A 16,081-nucleotide genomic window follows, 5' to 3' on the forward strand; every position below is an offset into this window, starting at 1 on the left:
AAAGGACCTGACACCCGTGGAATTCGAACACGATCCCAACGCGCCCGATCGCGAGGAAATCAATCCGCTCTTGAAACTGGCGCTGGAGCTGGGGCCATTGGCGGTGTTCTTCTTCGCCAACGCGCGCGGCGAGAGCCTGGCGAAACTGTTTCCCGCCCTGGGGGATCTTGGCGGCCCGCTGTTCGTCGCCACCGCCGCCTTCATGGTGGCCATCACAATCTCGCTGGTCGTCTCCTACGTGCTGACGCGGCGGCTGCCGGTGATGCCCGTGGTTACCGGTGTGGTGGTGCTGGTGTTCGGCGGATTGACGCTCTATTTGCACGACGAGCTGTTCATCAAGCTCAAGCCGACCATCGTCAACGCCCTGTTCGGCGCGGTGCTGCTGGGCGGGCTGCTCTTTGGAAAATCGTTGCTGGGCTATGTGTTTGACAGCGTCTTCAAGCTCGATGCAGAAGGCTGGCGCAAGCTGACCCTGCGCTGGGGGCTGTTCTTTTTCTTTCTCGCGGTGCTCAACGAAGTCGTCTGGCGCTCGTTTTCGACCGACTTCTGGGTGTCGTTCAAGGTTTTCGGCATGATGCCGATCACTTTCCTGTTCACCCTGTCGCAGCTGCCGCTGATCTCGAAGCACTCGCTTGTGCCGCTCGGCGAAAAGCGGGACTAAGGCGCTTTCGGGATCGCGCGGGTCAGGTCGCCAGATTGATCTTGTGCTCTTCGTCGGGATCCCGGTGGGGGCCGTAGACGACTCCCGGTGCGGTCCCGGGATAGAGCGGCGTGCGCCCTTCGTCCTTCAGATGCCGCGCGCCTTCATGCCGCATACCCAGCGCCTGCCTGGCGTGTTCCGCAGTCGCCTGATAGGCGGCGACCCCGTCGAGCCGCGGCGCCTCTTCATGATGCGCGTCGACAAACACCGCCGGATCCTCGGCGGCATCCGCGATTGCTTCGCGCTCGGCATCGTCGTGCGGCACGATCTCGGTATGCGCCGGATCGTTTCGATCGTGCCCCTTACGATGATGATCGGTCGAATGATCCGCCGCCTTGATGAGCGGAACGGGTGGCTGCAGCCTTTCCACAGTGTATGACATGTCGGGCCTCCTGCCGGGCCTTCTGGCCCGATGATGGCCGGATCCCGTGCGCGGCCATACTGTAGTGTCGCAAGAATTTGTTAATCAATGCTTACGCAAGGTTAATCGTGAAAACTGCGCATATTCCCCGAAATTGGGCATTTCATCGCCTCAATTCACGCTAAACTCGGCTTCAGGGAAGGATCCGGGATGCGCGAATACACCGACGAATCACTGCGCAAGGCGCTGGATGGCGAGATCATCGCACCCGGCGAACCCGTGCGCCTGCGCCCCGCCGGACCCGATCTGGAATCGGACGGAGAGGGGGCTCAGGCGGATCCGCGCGATGAGGCGCGGGTGAGGGCGCGATTCTTCAAGACGCTGAAAAAGGCCGCGCGCCAGATCCCGTTCATGGACGAACTGGTCGCCGCCTACTATTGCGCGCTCGACCCCGCCTCGCCGCCCAGGGTGCGCGGAACGCTGATCGCGGCCCTCGCCTATTTCGTGCTGCCGTTTGACGCGGTGCCCGATTTCCTGCTCGGCATCGGCTTCGGCGACGACGCCACGGTGCTGCTGGCCGCCATCGGCCTTGTGCGCGCGCACATCCGTGACGAGCATCTTGAAGCCGCCCGCGCGACGCTGGCGGACGATGACGACCCGCTTGCCTAGTTGAGCGGACAGGTCGTGGCCACGGGCAGATCGGCAGACACGGGCGGATCGGGGAAATATTGCGTCATGCGCTGGACCCGTTCGGCCATCTCCGTGCCGTGCAGCAGTTCCACCAGCTTCAGAGATTCATCGAGGCCCGAGGAGATTCCGCCGCCGGTCAACCGGTTGCGGTCATGCACATACCGCGGCGCGCCGGGGGCGACCTTGATATCCGGGTATTCCTTCAGACAGGGAATGAACGCCCAATGCGTCGTGGCCTCGAATCCGTCCAGAAGGCCGGCGGCGGCGAGCAGCAGCGCGCCCTCGCAGACCGAGCAGACATAGCGCGCGCCCTGCGCCTGACGGATCAGAAAATCGAGATAAGTCCGCTGCGGATCGGCAATGATTCGCTTGAGCTCGTCAGGATCTCCGCCCGGCACCCACAGCACATCGAGTTGCCCGGCGGTCTCGAAGGTATGGCTGACCTTGAAGGTGAACCCGTCCCGCGTGGTGACGTCGCAGTCGCTTTGCCCGATGAGCCGGATTTCCGCCGGAGGCGCGAACTGCCGCATCCAGCCAAGGATTTCATAGGGGCCTGTCACGTCGAGCAGGTCGACATGCGGATAGACCGGCATCCCGATAATCATCGCCATCCCTCCTCGTTCGCTTGCACCGGCATGCGGCGATTGTCGCGCAACGGAGCACGCGTGCGATGAGGAAACTCACAGGAAGGCTTGAAAGCACGCCGGTCCATGCGTCCCGCTCAAAAGCCTGACTTGCGCCCGGCGATCAGCCAGTAGACGAAACCCGCGGCGAAGCCGGCGGCAAGAAAGATGTTCCAGTCCGCGGGCAGGCGCACGTCTGGCGCCGGCGGGATCCACGTTGCGACGACGATGGCCAGCGACACCAGCCCGCCTGCTACCAGATGATAGATCAGACCCCGGATATGCTTCACCTCCGCCAGCACGATCGCCAGCCCCGCGGGCACCAGCGCCATGGCGCCGATGAAACTGGTCGCGAAGGTGGCGAGAAACAGCGCCGCAAAGACACCGACCGTGCCGTCACCGGTGGCCAAGAGACCGCCCTCGACATCCCAGCCGCTGTATGTGGTGAAATCCACCGCCCAGCCTTCCGCCGAGAACACCAGCACCAGGCTCGCGGTGTAGCAGGCGGCGACAAAGCCGAAGGCTATGACGACCAGTCGGCCGAAGAGGCGGAGGATATCGTCCATGATCCAGATTCGTCTCAGCCGGCGGCGCCGGAGGCGGCTTCAAGCGCCTCGCGGTCCTTGCGCTTCATGCGCTCGGATTCCGATTTCAGCTGGCCGCAGGCCGCCAGGATATCGCGGCCGCGCGGCGTGCGGATCGGCGAGGCGTATCCCGCTCGGTTGACCACCTCGGCAAACACCTCGATCTGCTCCCAGTCGGAGCACTCGTAGTCCGAGCCCGGCCACGGATTGAAGGGAATCAGGTTGATCTTCGCCGGAATGCCCTCCAGCAGCTTCACCAGCTTCTTGGCGTCGGCGATGCTGTCGTTGACGCCCTTCAGCATCACGTACTCGAAGGTGATGCGGCGGGCGTTGGAGACGCCGGGATAGGTGCGGCAGGCCTCCAGCAACTCCGCGAGCGGATATTTCTTGTTGATCGGCACCAGCACGTCGCGCAGATCGTCGCGCACCGCGTGCAGCGAGATCGCCAGCATGCAGCCGATCTCCTCGCCGGTGCGCGCGATCATCGGCACCACACCGGAGGTGGACAGGGTGATGCGGCGCCTGGACAGGCTCAGCCCGTCGCCGTCCGACGCGATCAGCAGCGCCTTCTTAACCTCGTCGAAATTGTACAGCGGCTCGCCCATGCCCATCATCACGACGTTGGAGACCAAGCGGCCCTCGCTGGGCACGGAGAAGCCCTGCGGCGTGTCGATGTCGGGGAAGTCGCCCAGCCGGTCGCGCGCCACCATGATCTGCATGATGATCTCTTCCGAGGTCAGGTTGCGCACCAGCTTCTGCGTGCCCGTATGACAGAAGGTGCAGGTCAGCGTGCAGCCCACCTGGCTGGAGACGCACAGCGTGCCGCGGCCTTCCTCGGGAATATAGACGGTCTCGATGTCCACCGGCCGGCCGGCGCCGCGCGGCGGAAAGCGCATCAGCCACTTGCGGGTGCCGTCGACGGAAATCTGTTCCGCGACGATTTCGGGCCGCGTCATTGAGTAGACATGGGCCAGCGTCGTGCGCAGTTCCTTCGACACATTGGTCATGTGATCGAACTCGGTGAAGCCGCGCACGTAGATCCAGTGCCACAGTTGCGCCACCCGCATGCGCACCTGCTTGTCGGCGACGCCCACCGCGCGCAGCGCATCGCCCAGTTCCTCGCGTGACATGCCCACCAGCGATGGTTTGGCCGGCGTCACCGCCGGAGCCACACCGATGGCCGGAGCCGCATTGCCGTGGGAAATATCGAGGGAAACCGCCATTGCGCTTGCTCTTTGCCGGCCCATCCGGGCCGCTCCTGGTGCCTGGCGCGGACCATACCGCCGCCTGAACGAAAGCAGGGCGGTGACCAAGCGTCACCACCCCGCGTTTATAGCTCTATATAGCGCGTTTTTGAAACCGCGCTACTCCTGTCGTTATTTGCAGGCTTCCGACGCCGCGTTCACCGCAGCCGTGATGCCCGCCAGGGAGTAGGTGTAACTGGTTGCAGTGCCGCGCGAGGATTCGCCGGAGACCTTCATCGCCCGGCCCGCGCGCATCGCCGAAACCAGACGGGCCTCGTCGGCGGCGTTCTTCACCCACGCCCCGTCACCCTTGGTGAACATCTCGAACTTCTGGCCATCCACGTCGACCGAAACGGATGAGTTTTCCTTGAACGGATAGCCCACGAGCAGGCTCGGTTCGTTGGAAACACCCTCGTTGGGGCGCGTGGAGACGAAGAAGAACACATCTCCATGGTTGCGGTCGGTGGGCGACAGCGTTGTCGGCTTCGACAAGGCGTAGCAGAACTTGCCGTTCTGCCCCGAATGCGCGTAGGCCGCCCAGTCCTTGAATTGATTCAGGAGTGTGGGCGACTGCGCGTTCGCAGCAGCGCCTGAAAAAGCGAGGGCCAGAATGGCCATGGCCAACATTCGTGCGTGCATCATCTCGTAACCGCTTTATTTGCGCCAAGTTGAGTGGATTTGTTCAACAGCTGTAAACCTCAATCAAACGTTACCCGATCGCCGGTTACGAAAGGGTTGATCCCGTCCGTCGAATTGCGGAATGGTGCGGAAATCCGCACATTTCCGCCGTTTTATGGATCAAATTTGATTGCCCGGACGGCTGGGTCCGGTCAGAAAGCCGCTGCAATTGCTCTTAACCGCGGTGCACTCGCCCCCTTCCGGCGGTTGAAAGGGGCAACAAAGCACGCGCGGCAAAACGCTGTGACCACAAATCGGCGAGAGTATGGCGGCGCCGTCCGCGCGCCGGCGTATCGGCTCAGATATCGTCGCGGCCACCGATCTTGCCGCCGCGGAACGTCGGCTTGCCGTGAATGTGCTCGCTGAGTTCCGCGCGCGGCGCCCCCGAGCCGATTGGCCGCTCGGCGAAACGCCCCAGCGTGCGCACCCGGTCGTACATGACGATGGCCCCGGCCGTGGCGACATTGATGCAGAAGCCGGTCGGGATCTTGATGATGTGATCGCAGCGTTCCTGCATTTCCGGTGACAGCGAGCCGCGCTCGGGACCCAGGATATAGGCCGCCTTGAGCGGATGACCGAAGCTCGGCAGCTCGATGGCGTCGTCCGTCAGTTCGATGCCGACAAGCTGGCAGCCCTTGGGCAGGGCCATTTCTGCGATCGACCCCCACGCGTAGTAGGGCATGTGATCGGGGCTGTTTGAGGTGTCCGACGCCGGGGCCCGGCGGATCTTCTGTGCGGCGTCGACGGTGAAGAAGAAGCTCGCGCCAAACCCGTGCGCCGAACGCATCAGGTTGCCGAAATTCATCACCTTGGAAAGACCTTCGGCGCCGACGGCGAAATAACCGCGCATGGTGTTCTCGTTTTTTACATCCCGGAGGGTGCGGTCATAGCCCCATCGGGGCCCGCCTGACAAGGCCGCGGCATGGTTAATGAAACCTTTCCATCGCTCATCACGCGTGATACCAGCGTGCGGGGATTCCAAACGCTGGGTTGGTGGAATGAGAGCAGTTGTTTGCGAGGCTTTTGGGCCTCCGTCTTCCTTGACCATTGCGGACATCAAGGCGCCGCAGGCCGGGCCGGGCGAGGTCGTCGTCGATGTGAAGGCCGCGGCGCTCAACTTCTTCGACACGCTGATCATCGAAGGCAAATACCAGGTGCGGCCGCCGATGCCGTTTTCGCCCGGCGCGGAAATGGCGGGCGTCGTCGCTTCCGTCGGTGATGGCGTCACGCGAGTGAAGCCCGGCGACAAGGTCGCCGCCTATACGAAATTCGGCTGCTGCCGCGAACAGGTCCTGCTCTCCGAGGACGATGTGATCGCCGTGCCCGACGGCGTGGATTTTGAGACCGCGGCCGGGCTGATGGTCACCTACGGCACGACCATGCACGCGCTGCGCGGCCGCGCCCGGCTTCAAGAGGGCGAGACGATTGCCGTGCTCGGCGCCTCGGGCGGCGTCGGTCAGGCAGCGGTGGAAATCTCCAAGCTGATGGGCGCGCGCGTCATCGCCTGCGCCTCATCGGAGGAGAAGCTGGCGTTCGCCAGGAAATCCGGTGCCGACGAAACGGTTAATTACGCCGAGGAAGACCTCAAGACACGGCTCAAGGCGCTGACCGGCGGCTGCGGCGTCGACGTGGTCTATGACCCGGTCGGCGGCGCTTACGCGGAAGCGGCGCTGCGCGCCACGGCCTGGCGCGGCCGCTTCCTGGTGATCGGCTTCGCCTCGGGCGAAATCCCGAAGATCCCGCTCAATCTCGCGCTTCTCAAGGGGTGCGACATTCTCGGCGTGTTCTGGGGCGAGGCCATCGTGCGCGAGCCCGAGGACCATTGGGCCGATGTGGCGCAGCTTCTCGCCTGGGCGGCGGAGGGCAAGCTCAAGCCGCATATCCATGCCGTCTACCCGCTGGTGCAAACCGCCGAGGCGCTCGAGGAGCTGGCCCAACGCCGCGCGCTGGGCAAGGTCATCGTCAAGCCCTGAGCATTGCCTGGACCATCGCGCTCAAAGCGGCCAGAACACCAGGATCGCCGGAACGCCGGTGACGACGATCAGGATCTCGAGCGGCAGGCCCATGCGCCAGTAGTCCGAGAAGGCGTAGCCACCCGGCCCCAGGATCAGCGTGTTGTTCTTGTGGCCGATCGGCGTCAGGAACGCGCAGGAGGCGGCCACCGCCACAGCCATCAGGAACGGATCAGGGCTGACGTTGAGGCTGTGGGCGATATCGATGGCCACCGGTGCTCCAATCACCGCCGTGGCGGTGTTGTTGAGCACGTCCGACAGGGTCATGATCACCACCATCAGCACGAACAGTACGGCCGCCGCCGGCATACCGGCCGTCAGCCCGACAATTCCTTCCGCGATCAATGTGGTCCCGCCGGATTCCTCAAGCGCGATGCCGAGCGGGATCATCGAGCCCAGAAGCACCACCACCGGCCACTCGATGTGATCGTAAACCTCGCGGATCGGCACGATGTCGAACAGCACGTAAAGCGCGACGACGAAGCCAAGGGCGATGGGCAGCGCGACGAAGCCGAATGTGGCCCCCGCGATGGCGGCCGCGAAAATTCCCACTGCAAGCGCCGCCCGGCGGTGCTGCGTGACCCCGATGCCACGCGCGGCAAGCGGCAGCGCGCCGAGCCAGCGCGTGACATCGGCCAGCCGGTCGGACGGACCGTAAAGCAGCAGGATGTCGCCGGCGCGCACAGTCAGCCGCGCCACGCGTTCGTAAAAGCGGCGGCCATGGCGCGAGACGCCCAGCAGGGTGACGCCCTGCCGGCGGAGCAATTGCAGGGCCAGCGCGGAGCGGCCGTCGAGCCGCGAATCGCGCGGCACCACCACCTCTGTCAGGCCCATGCCCTCGCCGGTGGCGGAACCGGTACGCTTGTCTCCGGCGACCTCAAGCTTGGCCACGCCACGGAACCTGTCAATCCCCTCGGGCGTCGCCTCGACGATCAGCACATCGCCGGGCCGGATCTCGACATAGCGTGAGGAGGCGGAGAACCGCGTCTTCGCCCGGGCCAGGCCGATCACCGCCACGTTGGCCTCCTCGGTCTCCTCGTCGATTTCGCCCAGCTTCTTTCCCACGAGGGGGGAGTCATCGCCCACAATCAGTTCCGCGATGTAGTCGTCGAGATCGAACAGGCTTTCCTCGCCGCCGCCGGAGCGCACCCGCGTCGGCAACAGCCGCCAGCCGATGAGGGCGACGAAGATCAGCCCCACGGTGGCGCAGGCCAGGCCCACGGGCGCGAAATCGAACATGCGGAACGGCCCGTCGAGCGACCGTGCGCGGATCTGGGAAATGATGATGTTCGGCGGGGTGCCGATGAGCGTGACCATGCCGCCGAGAATCGTGGCGAAGGCCAGCGGCATCAGGGTCAGCCCCGGTCCGCGTCCGGCGCGCTGCGCGGTCTGCAGGTCGACCGGCATCAACAGCGCCAGCGCCGCCACGTTGTTCATGAAGGCGGAGAGCACGGCCCCAATGCCGCCCATCAGCGCGATATGGCTTCCCAGTCCTCTGCCGCCGCCGACGACCTGGCGGGTGATGATCTCAACCGCGCCGGAATTGACCAGCCCGCGCGAAACCACCAGCACCAGGGCGACGATAATCGTCGCCTCGTTGCCGAAGCCCATGAAGGCGTCCTCGACCGGAATCGTGCCCAGGGCGACCGCCACCAGCAGCGCCAGGAAAGCGACAAGGTCGTAGCGCCAACGGCCCCACAGCATCAGCGCGAAGACAGCGAAGAAAATCGCAAAAAGGACGATCTGATCAAACGGCATGAAGGCCACGCTACAGGGAGACCGGGTGCATGAAAAGCGGCCCCGGTGGGTCTCGGGAATGGGAACGGCAACCAAAGCGGATCGCCAAGAGAATCAGCAATGAATTCGCCCTGCCCCGGACATCCGGAGCATCAGGCCCTTGTGTGCGTTAAGCCCATATTGCCATGCGTAAACCCCGCGCATCGCGGTTTGGTTCCGCAGGAAAGGCTTCGGCGCGATTGAAAAAGATCCGTTCGGCGATCACGGCGGCCGCCGCCGCGTCGACCACGTCATCCGCGCCCACGCGCGGCGGGCGCGGCGCCTCGAAGAAGGCGGGATCAAACCCGTGGCGTTCCAGCAATGCCTGACGCTGCACGATTCCGAGGCCGGCGGCACGGCCCTTCACCTTCTTGGGCTCGCTCATCGGCGCCTCACCATTGAGCCGCCAAAACGCCAACTCCGGATGTACCTCATAGATGCGGCTTTCAAGCTCAGGCGACATCAGCGCATCGATTTCAAGAATTTTCGGAAACAGCGCGAAGCCCTGGCGCGAGACCTTTCTGGGCGGCTCGGAAGTTTCCAGCGCGATGCCGCAGGCCTCGCGGTAGTCGCCCGCCAGCACCGCCGCGCGCGAGGGAATCGAGAACACCGAGGACTTGCGATCCCCCAGCAGCGGCCGCACAGCCCTCTCCGGTCCGCGCCCGCCAGGGCCCGCACGCTCCGGCAGTCCGATCGGCATGTCCACGGCGATGATCGCCGGGGCTTCGGCACAGGTGAGCAGGTCGCGAAACTCCGCGAACACCCGGCGCGTATGGCGTGGCGTCCCGCCAAGCGTGCGGAACACGGCGAGCCAGCCCAACGGGCAGCCGTCCACACCGCAGACAACCGGATCATCACCGCCGGAACCCTGCCCGTCGCGCGCGCTCTGCCAATCCGTCATGAGCCGTATTGCTCGTCCATGTATTTCCAGTAATTGCCCAGATGGTGCTGCCAGAAATAGTCGGTGGGATCGTTCGGATTGGCGCCCGGGGTGGCGAACAATGGCGCCAGTGACCCGGCATAGGCGAAATTGAGCGACAACTGAATGCGCTTGAGAAAGGCGTCGAACAGCCCCGTCAGCGTTGCCCCGTCCAACGTCTCCGTCTCCGGCCCGCCCAGCGCGCTGGCCTTCAGGCAGATGTCGGAAGCAGCAAGTTTCGGCGCCAGTTCGGCAAGCGCCGCGCGCGTGTTCGCCACGTGATCCTGGCGGATTGAGGCGACGGCTGGCTCCAGCTTGTAGGCGAGACGCGCAAGCTCCGGTTCCTTCGACAGATCCAGCGCTCCGCCATAGGAGCGCAGCGGATTGGGGGTGTTCACGTCCCACGGGCCCTCCAGCGTGAAGGGCGCCTGCGGCACCCATCCTTGGGTGCTGACCACGCTGTAGCCCAGGCCCTTCACCCCGGCGATGAAATCGTAATCATAGCCATAGTGATCGTTTCCGGGTTTGGCGGGCGCGAACACATAGGTCTTGTAGGACGGCTTGGCCAGGTCCTCGAAGATCCCCGAGGCATGCCGCACAAAGGAGGTCAGTAGCGTCGCCACCGAGGCGCCCTGGCTGTGCCCGGTGATGAAGATCTCGATGTCCTCGCCCAGCTTCTTTTTCAGCGCGAGAACCCCCAGCGTCTCCAGCAACGGCCGGTCGGTGGTGGTCAGCATCAAGAGCAGCCCGAGCGTGAACCCCAGATGGGTGCCCGCGACCACAGCGCTGCCGGTCTCCTCACGCGCCAGGTTGAAGGGAATCTCGTAGGTCGTGCCCGCAACCGTGACGGACAGGCTCATCCGCGCATCGATCAGCGGAAACAGCAGATCGGCAAGAATGCTCGGATCGGTGTCCACCGTCCCGCGCACCGAAACCGCATACTGGTTGGGGTTGGCGTCACTCTGCCAGACCGCCCAGAAATTATCGAGCAGGGTCTGCGTGGTCGGCGACAGGCTGTCGACCTTCGACCAGCCGACGTCGGCCGGAGTGGGGGGCTGAGTCGGGGTTGGCGACGGCGCGTCGTAGATCGCCTGCGACAGGGCGATCATCGCCTTGGCCTCGGTGAAATCGAATCCCGGCGTCAGCGTCATGTCACCCTCCCCCTGTGTTCGACATCATCCCGCACGCAGCCGCATGCCTGCGGGCGTCCGCATGGACACGCCAGAACATGCCCGAAAGGAATGCTGATGAGCCTGTGTCATTTGTCAAATGACAATTCCCACACGACCTGATGAAACAGCCGTGGGAGCCGTCAGGCGGGCGTTCGGGGAGTCGCCAGCCGCCGCGTCGTCACCATCGCCATGGGCCGGGCGATCGCCTGTTGGTATTCGGCCAGAAGCAACTCGTCGGCGCCGGCCTGAACGCTGCGCGCTGTCACCTCGAATGTTGCCGATGCGGCGCGCTTCAGCGCCTCTTCATCGCCCGTCTGCATCAGGCTGTGCGCCAGAAACAACGCCGCGATGAGATCCCCCGTCCCGTGCGGCGGATCGGCGAGCGCGGTGTGCTCGGCCACGAAGGCGGTGCGCGGCGTGGCCAGCATCGTGGCGATGGCGCCGCGTCTGAGCGCGGGCGACGAGGTGACCATCACCCGCGTGTTGCCCATCGCTCGCGCCGCCTGCGCCGCCTCGCGTTCGCTGCCCACCGCCTGGCCCGTGAGCCAGCCGAGTTCAAACAGGTTGGGAGTGACGATGTCCGCGCCCGTCACCAGCCGCGCCTTGATCGCATCGGCGGTCGCCGGCGGCACATAAAGCGCGCCGTTGTCCCCCATGACCGGATCGCACAGATGCAGCGCGCCAGGCGTCCGGGCCCGCACGGCCGCAATCAGCCGCGCCAGAGGTTCAGCCTGATGCGCGGCACCCAGATAGCCGGTCATCACCGCCCCGACCTCGCCAAGCCACGGCGCATTGATCAGATCATCCACCAGCGCGCAGAAGTGCGCGTCGTCGGGGGTGATGCGTGTCGCGAGACCATGGCCGGGGTGCCACGGCAGTTGCACCGTCGGCAGGAACCAGACTCGAAAGCCGAGCCGTTCCAGCGCGAAAACCGCCGCGCGGCCGCCGACGCCGCCGCGCACCACCTGCGAAGTGGCAACGATCACGGCTGGTTTGCGGGGGCTTGGCCCCTGCCGGCGTCTGCGGTGGGCGCCGCCTCAGGCGACATCCGCGGAGACCTTCTGCGCGGCATACCCGGATCCCTGGCCGTAACGCTTCTCGATGTAATCGAGCACCATGTCCTTGAAATCATCGGCGATGTTGGGCCCGCGCAGGGTCGCCACCTTCTCCCCGTCGACGAAGATCGGCGCGGCGGGCGTTTCCCCGGTGCCGGGCAGCGAGATTCCGATGTTGGCATGCTTGGATTCGCCGGGGCCGTTGACGATGCAGCCCATCACCGCAACCGTCAGCGCCTCGACGCCGGGATACTGCTCGCGCCACGCGGGCATGCTGTCGCGGATGTGGCCCTCGATGTCCTGCGCAAGCTCCTGGAACACCGTCGAGGTGGTGCGTCCGCAGCCCGGACACGCTGCGACGACCGGCACGAACGCGCGAAAGCCCATGGTCTGCAGCAGCTCCTGCGCCACCTGCACCTCGCGGGTGCGGTCGCCGCCGGGCTCCGGCGTCAACGAGATACGGATCGTGTCGCCAATGCCCTGCTGCAGCAGGATGCCCATGGAGGCCGACGACGCGACGATGCCCTTCGAGCCCATGCCGGCTTCGGTCAGGCCCAGATGCAGCGCGTAATCGCAACGTCCGGCCAGATCGCAATAGACCCCGATCAGGTCCTGCACGTTGGAGACCTTGGCCGAGAGAATAATCTTGTCGCGTCCCAGACCCAGGTCCTCGGCGCGCGCGCCCGACAGCAGACCGGACTGGATGATCGCCTCGCGCATCACCGCCCGCGCCTCCAGCGGGGCGGGGCTGGCGGCGTTCTCGTCCATCAGCCGTGTCAACAGTTCCTGGTCCAACGAGCCCCAGTTGACGCCGATACGCACCGGCTTGTCGTAGCGCATCGCCATCTCGATGATCTGGCTGAACTGCTTGTCCTTCTTGGCCTTGAAGCCGACGTTGCCCGGATTGATGCGGTATTTCGCCAGCGCTTCGGCACAGGCCGGATGATCGGCGAGAAGCTTGTGGCCGATGTAGTGGAAATCGCCGATCAGCGGCACGTCGATGTTCTTGAGCATCAAGCGGTCGCGGATATGCGGCACGGCCGCCGCCGCCTCGTCCCGGTCCACGGTGATGCGCACCAGTTCGGAGCCCGCGCGCGCCAGTGCTGCGACCTGCGCGACCGTCGCCTCGATGTCGGCGGTGTCAGTGTTGGTCATCGACTGCACGGCGACGGGCGCATCGCCACCTACGGTGACCGGGCCCACCTTGACCGGCACGGAGCGCCGTCGCGCAAGCGGTTGGCTGAGAAACTCCATGAATCCTCACGGCTTTCGTTCTGACGATCGGCGCTCCGCGGAGACATACTCTCGACACGGGGCCTCGGATATAGGTCCGGGCGGCGGGCGCGCAATCCGCGCCGCGAACTGACCGGAACCGCAGCAGTGCGGCAAGCCGCGCGCGCTGTCAAATGAAGAAGCTGCGACACTGGGCTGCGGCCATCGCCGGCCCGTCGCCGCCGCGCGGGTCCCTCATCGTCGGCAACCCGGATCCGGCCATGTCCGAAACAGCTCCGCCTAATAGAGATCCAGCGAGAACCGGTGACTGACGCCAACGCCAATGGAGAACTGGTCGGCGGAACCGCGTTTGACGATGGGCGAGGATCCCGCGTCAGCAATCAGCCGGCGGTATCCGCCCTCAAGCGACAGGGTCGTCGTGTCCGTCCAGGCATAGTTGACAGTGGCCTCCAGGCCGATGTCCTTGATGCCGCCGCCGGCCTTGTGCACCGCCAGCGCGCCGCCGGACGCGGCCGATTCCGCCGCCGAAACGCCGAAATAGGTATCCATGTACTTGCCGTCGGCAAAGCCCATGCGCGGACCGGCCAAGAGCGTGACCTTGTCCATGGGATGGAGAATCGCATCCACGCCCACCTCGCCGACAAAGCCATTGTGGCCGTGAAGGCCGCGCCGCACCTCGGCGAAGGCGCGCAGATATTCGTTGCGGAAGCCCACCCCGGCGCCGAGCTCGACCGCCCAGTCGACGCTGTTCAACCCGGTGAGGCTCGCGTTGTCGCGCGCGGTGCGCGCGCCGACGAAATTGAACGACGGATAGAAGAACACGCCGGCTTCCGGCTTGTCTTCCAGCGTGTACAGGCTTCCCAGCCGCAAATAGGACAGCTTGATGATCGGGAAGGGCGATAGCAGATAGCTTTCCGCGCCCTCGTATTTCGGCTGCAACCGGGCGCCGATACCGAGATCGATCACAAGATCCGTGCCGGCTTGCCGGCCCGCATCCTGCGCATGCGCCGCGGCAAAGGGCGCCGCCATGACGGCAAGCAGAGCGACGGAGGCGATCAACGGCGTGCGCATGAGTGATTCCCGAAAGCATGTTCGTGTCGCAAGGGACAATAAATTATCCCTCGCACAAGAGAAACCCGGTAACACCCACTAAAGGCTTAAAATCGATCCATTTTTCTGTGCGTCACCCGATTGCCACAGGTACCCGCGACCACCGGGCCTGTCGCCGCTCAGGATCAATATCCCGCCGTCAGCGCGCCCGCGCGCCGCGGGTCCGATGCGCCGGCCAGCCTGTCGCCCACCACCTGGATCGACTGCGTCGATCCCATGGCATTCTTCACCGCGACCGTATGGCCGCGTGCCTCCAGGAGCCGCAGCGTGTCCGGACTCAGCCCCTCCTCCACACGCAGCTCATCAGGATACCACTGATGGTGAATACGCGGCGCGTGGCTGGCTTCCGCAATGTTCATGCCGTGATCGATAACGTTTGAGATCACCTGCAGCACGGTGGTGATGATGCGGCTGCCGCCGGGAGAGCCGGTGACCAGCGACACCTTGCCATCCTTGAAGACAATCGTCGGGCTCATCGACGACAGCGGCCGCTTGCGCGGCTCCACCGCGTTGGCCTCCCCGCCGATCAGCCCATAGGCGTTGGGCACCCCCGGCTTGGCGGAGAAATCGTCGAGCTCGTTGTTGAGCAGCACGCCCGTGCCCGGCGCGACGACGCCCACGCCATAGGAGAAATTCAGCGTGTAGGTGTTGGACACGGCGTTGCCATCGGCATCGACCACGGAGAAATGCGTCGTCTGGTCGCTTTCGTAGGGCATGGGATTGCCGGGCGTGACCAGATCGGACGGTGTCGCCTTGTCCGCCTGAATGCTCGCGCGCAACAGCTTGGCGTAGTCCTTGGACGTCAGTCCGGAGACCGGCACCGTCGTGAAATCCGGATCGCCGAGGTATTTCGAGCGGTCCGCGTAGGCCCGGCGCATCGCCTCCGTCAGCCAATGGACGGTGTCGGCGGAATTGGCGCCCATCTCTCCAAGCGGCTGCGCCTCGACGATGTTGAGGATCTGAATGATATGCGCGCCGCCCGAGGAAGGCGGAGGCATGGAGGCGATCTCATAACCGCGATAGGCGCCGGTCACCGGCGCACGCACCACCGGCGTATACGACGCCAGATCCTCCGCCGTCATGCCGCCGCCCGCCGCCTGCACGCTCGCCGCGATCGCCTCCGCGACCGGGCCTTGATAAAAGCCTTTCGGTCCGCTCTCGGCGATGGCCCGCAAGGTCCCGGCGAGATCGGCTTGACGCAGCACGTCGCCCGGGGCGGGAGGCGTGCCGCCGGGATAGAAGATCCGCGCGGCCTCCGGGTCGCGGCTCATCCGCTCGTGGCGCTGCGCGAGCGATTCCGCGAGATCCGGCGTGACCATGATACCATCCTCCGCGAGCGTGATCGCCGGCTCGATCAGCTCGGCGAGCGTCAGCGCGCCGCTGCCGTAAACCCCGTGCGCGAGGGCCAGACCGGAAACGGTGCCCGGAACGCCAACCGCCAGGCCCGAATAACGCGACTTCTGCGTGTCCGCCTCGCCTGCCGCGTCCAGGAACATGTCGCGATGGGCGGCCTCGGGCGCCATTTCCCGGTAGTCGATCGCCACCGTCTCGTTGGTGGCCGCCATATGCACCAACATGAATCCGCCGCCGCCGAGATTGCCGGCGCGCGGCAGGGTCACGGCCAGCGCGAACCCCACCGCAACGGCAGCGTCCACCGCGTTTCCGCCGCGCTTGAGAACATCCACACCAATGCGGGTCGCCAGCGCCTCCTGGCTCGCGACCATGCCACGGTCGGCAACCACGGGATGGACCAGATCGCGGCCGGAAATGATGGGCGCGGTTTCAGCCGCGGCCGGCACCTGGGCGAATGTCGCGGCCGGGGTGAACGCGAGCGCCGCGGCCAGAAGCCAGACAGGCGCGCGCAGTCCGGTGGAACAGTAACGCGTCTCACGTTGCGGCATGATTGATCCTCCGCAAGGACGGC

General features: G+C 65.3%; 16 protein-coding genes. 3 read left to right on the forward strand and 13 right to left on the reverse strand.

Annotated elements, in window-relative coordinates; all coding sequences use genetic code 11:
* The first annotated feature begins 16 nt into the window (after window positions 1-16).
* Complete coding sequence (locus D1F64_RS22590) at window positions 17-661, forward strand: septation protein A (RefSeq protein ID WP_117414252.1); 645 nt, start codon at window positions 17-19, stop codon at window positions 659-661.
* A 22-nt stretch (window positions 662-683) separates the two neighbouring features.
* Here the strand turns inward: D1F64_RS22590 and D1F64_RS22595 are convergent, their stop codons facing one another.
* Window positions 684-1,082 (reverse strand): hypothetical protein, encoded by a 399-nt coding sequence (locus D1F64_RS22595; RefSeq protein ID WP_117414253.1) that lies wholly within the window; start codon window positions 1,080-1,082, stop codon window positions 684-686.
* Between the two features lie 189 nt (window positions 1,083-1,271).
* Between D1F64_RS22595 and D1F64_RS22600 the strand changes: the two genes are divergently transcribed.
* On the forward strand, window positions 1,272-1,730 hold the full coding sequence (locus tag D1F64_RS22600) for a YkvA family protein (RefSeq protein ID WP_117414254.1): 459 nt from the start codon (window positions 1,272-1,274) through the stop codon (window positions 1,728-1,730).
* Here D1F64_RS22600 and D1F64_RS22605 read toward each other — a convergent pair.
* From D1F64_RS22605 to D1F64_RS22625, 5 genes are all read right to left on the reverse strand, one after another.
* Window positions 1,727-2,356: a DJ-1/PfpI family protein gene (locus D1F64_RS22605; RefSeq protein WP_117414806.1), complete on the reverse strand. Its 630-nt coding sequence runs from the start codon at window positions 2,354-2,356 to the stop codon at window positions 1,727-1,729. The genes D1F64_RS22600 and D1F64_RS22605 overlap by 4 nt on opposite strands.
* Window positions 2,357-2,472: 116 nt before the next feature.
* Complete coding sequence (locus D1F64_RS22610; RefSeq protein WP_117414255.1) at window positions 2,473-2,940, reverse strand: hypothetical protein; 468 nt, start codon at window positions 2,938-2,940, stop codon at window positions 2,473-2,475.
* Between the two features lie 14 nt (window positions 2,941-2,954).
* Window positions 2,955-4,181, reverse strand: coding sequence for a 23S rRNA (adenine(2503)-C(2))-methyltransferase RlmN (gene rlmN, locus D1F64_RS22615; protein ID WP_117414256.1), 1,227 nt, complete (start codon window positions 4,179-4,181; stop codon window positions 2,955-2,957).
* A gap of 153 nt (window positions 4,182-4,334) precedes the next feature.
* Entirely contained in the window at window positions 4,335-4,820 is a 486-nt protein-coding gene (locus D1F64_RS22620; protein WP_248304556.1) for an invasion associated locus B family protein, read from the reverse strand.
* 358 nt (window positions 4,821-5,178) lie between these two features.
* Window positions 5,179-5,928 (reverse strand): RNA methyltransferase, encoded by a 750-nt coding sequence (locus D1F64_RS22625; RefSeq protein ID WP_346432282.1) that lies wholly within the window; start codon window positions 5,926-5,928, stop codon window positions 5,179-5,181.
* Between D1F64_RS22625 and D1F64_RS22630 the strand changes: the two genes are divergently transcribed.
* Window positions 5,879-6,853: an NADPH:quinone oxidoreductase family protein gene (locus D1F64_RS22630; RefSeq protein WP_117414258.1), complete on the forward strand. Its 975-nt coding sequence runs from the start codon at window positions 5,879-5,881 to the stop codon at window positions 6,851-6,853. The genes D1F64_RS22625 and D1F64_RS22630 overlap by 50 nt on opposite strands.
* Window positions 6,854-6,874: 21 nt before the next feature.
* Here D1F64_RS22630 and D1F64_RS22635 read toward each other — a convergent pair whose 3' ends face one another.
* The 7 genes from D1F64_RS22635 to ggt all read right to left on the reverse strand — a co-directional run bounded on the left by D1F64_RS22635 (window position 6,875) and on the right by ggt (window position 16,058).
* Window positions 6,875-8,650, reverse strand: a complete 1,776-nt coding sequence (locus D1F64_RS22635) for an SLC13 family permease (protein WP_117414808.1) — start codon at window positions 8,648-8,650, stop codon at window positions 6,875-6,877.
* A 148-nt stretch (window positions 8,651-8,798) separates the two neighbouring features.
* Window positions 8,799-9,569: a DUF429 domain-containing protein gene (locus tag D1F64_RS22640; protein ID WP_117414259.1), complete on the reverse strand. Its 771-nt coding sequence runs from the start codon at window positions 9,567-9,569 to the stop codon at window positions 8,799-8,801.
* Window positions 9,566-10,738, reverse strand: coding sequence for a lipase family protein (locus tag D1F64_RS22645; RefSeq protein WP_117414260.1), 1,173 nt, complete (start codon window positions 10,736-10,738; stop codon window positions 9,566-9,568). Before D1F64_RS22645 ends, D1F64_RS22640 begins: the two co-directional genes overlap by 4 nt.
* A gap of 161 nt (window positions 10,739-10,899) precedes the next feature.
* A complete protein-coding gene (gene pdxY / locus D1F64_RS22650; RefSeq protein ID WP_117414261.1) occupies window positions 10,900-11,745 on the reverse strand; it encodes a pyridoxal kinase in 846 nt (281 codons plus the stop codon).
* 51 nt (window positions 11,746-11,796) lie between these two features.
* Window positions 11,797-13,068, reverse strand: a complete 1,272-nt coding sequence (gene ispG / locus D1F64_RS22655; protein ID WP_117414262.1) for a flavodoxin-dependent (E)-4-hydroxy-3-methylbut-2-enyl-diphosphate synthase — start codon at window positions 13,066-13,068, stop codon at window positions 11,797-11,799.
* A gap of 258 nt (window positions 13,069-13,326) precedes the next feature.
* Entirely contained in the window at window positions 13,327-14,118 is a 792-nt protein-coding gene (locus D1F64_RS22660; protein WP_117414263.1) for a MipA/OmpV family protein, read from the reverse strand.
* A 164-nt stretch (window positions 14,119-14,282) separates the two neighbouring features.
* Window positions 14,283-16,058, reverse strand: a complete 1,776-nt coding sequence (gene ggt, locus D1F64_RS22665) for a gamma-glutamyltransferase (protein ID WP_117414264.1) — start codon at window positions 16,056-16,058, stop codon at window positions 14,283-14,285.
* Window positions 16,059-16,081: the final 23 nt, after the last annotated feature.

Source organism: Breoghania sp. L-A4, assembly GCF_003432385.1.
Lineage (GTDB): Bacteria > Pseudomonadota > Alphaproteobacteria > Rhizobiales > Stappiaceae > Breoghania.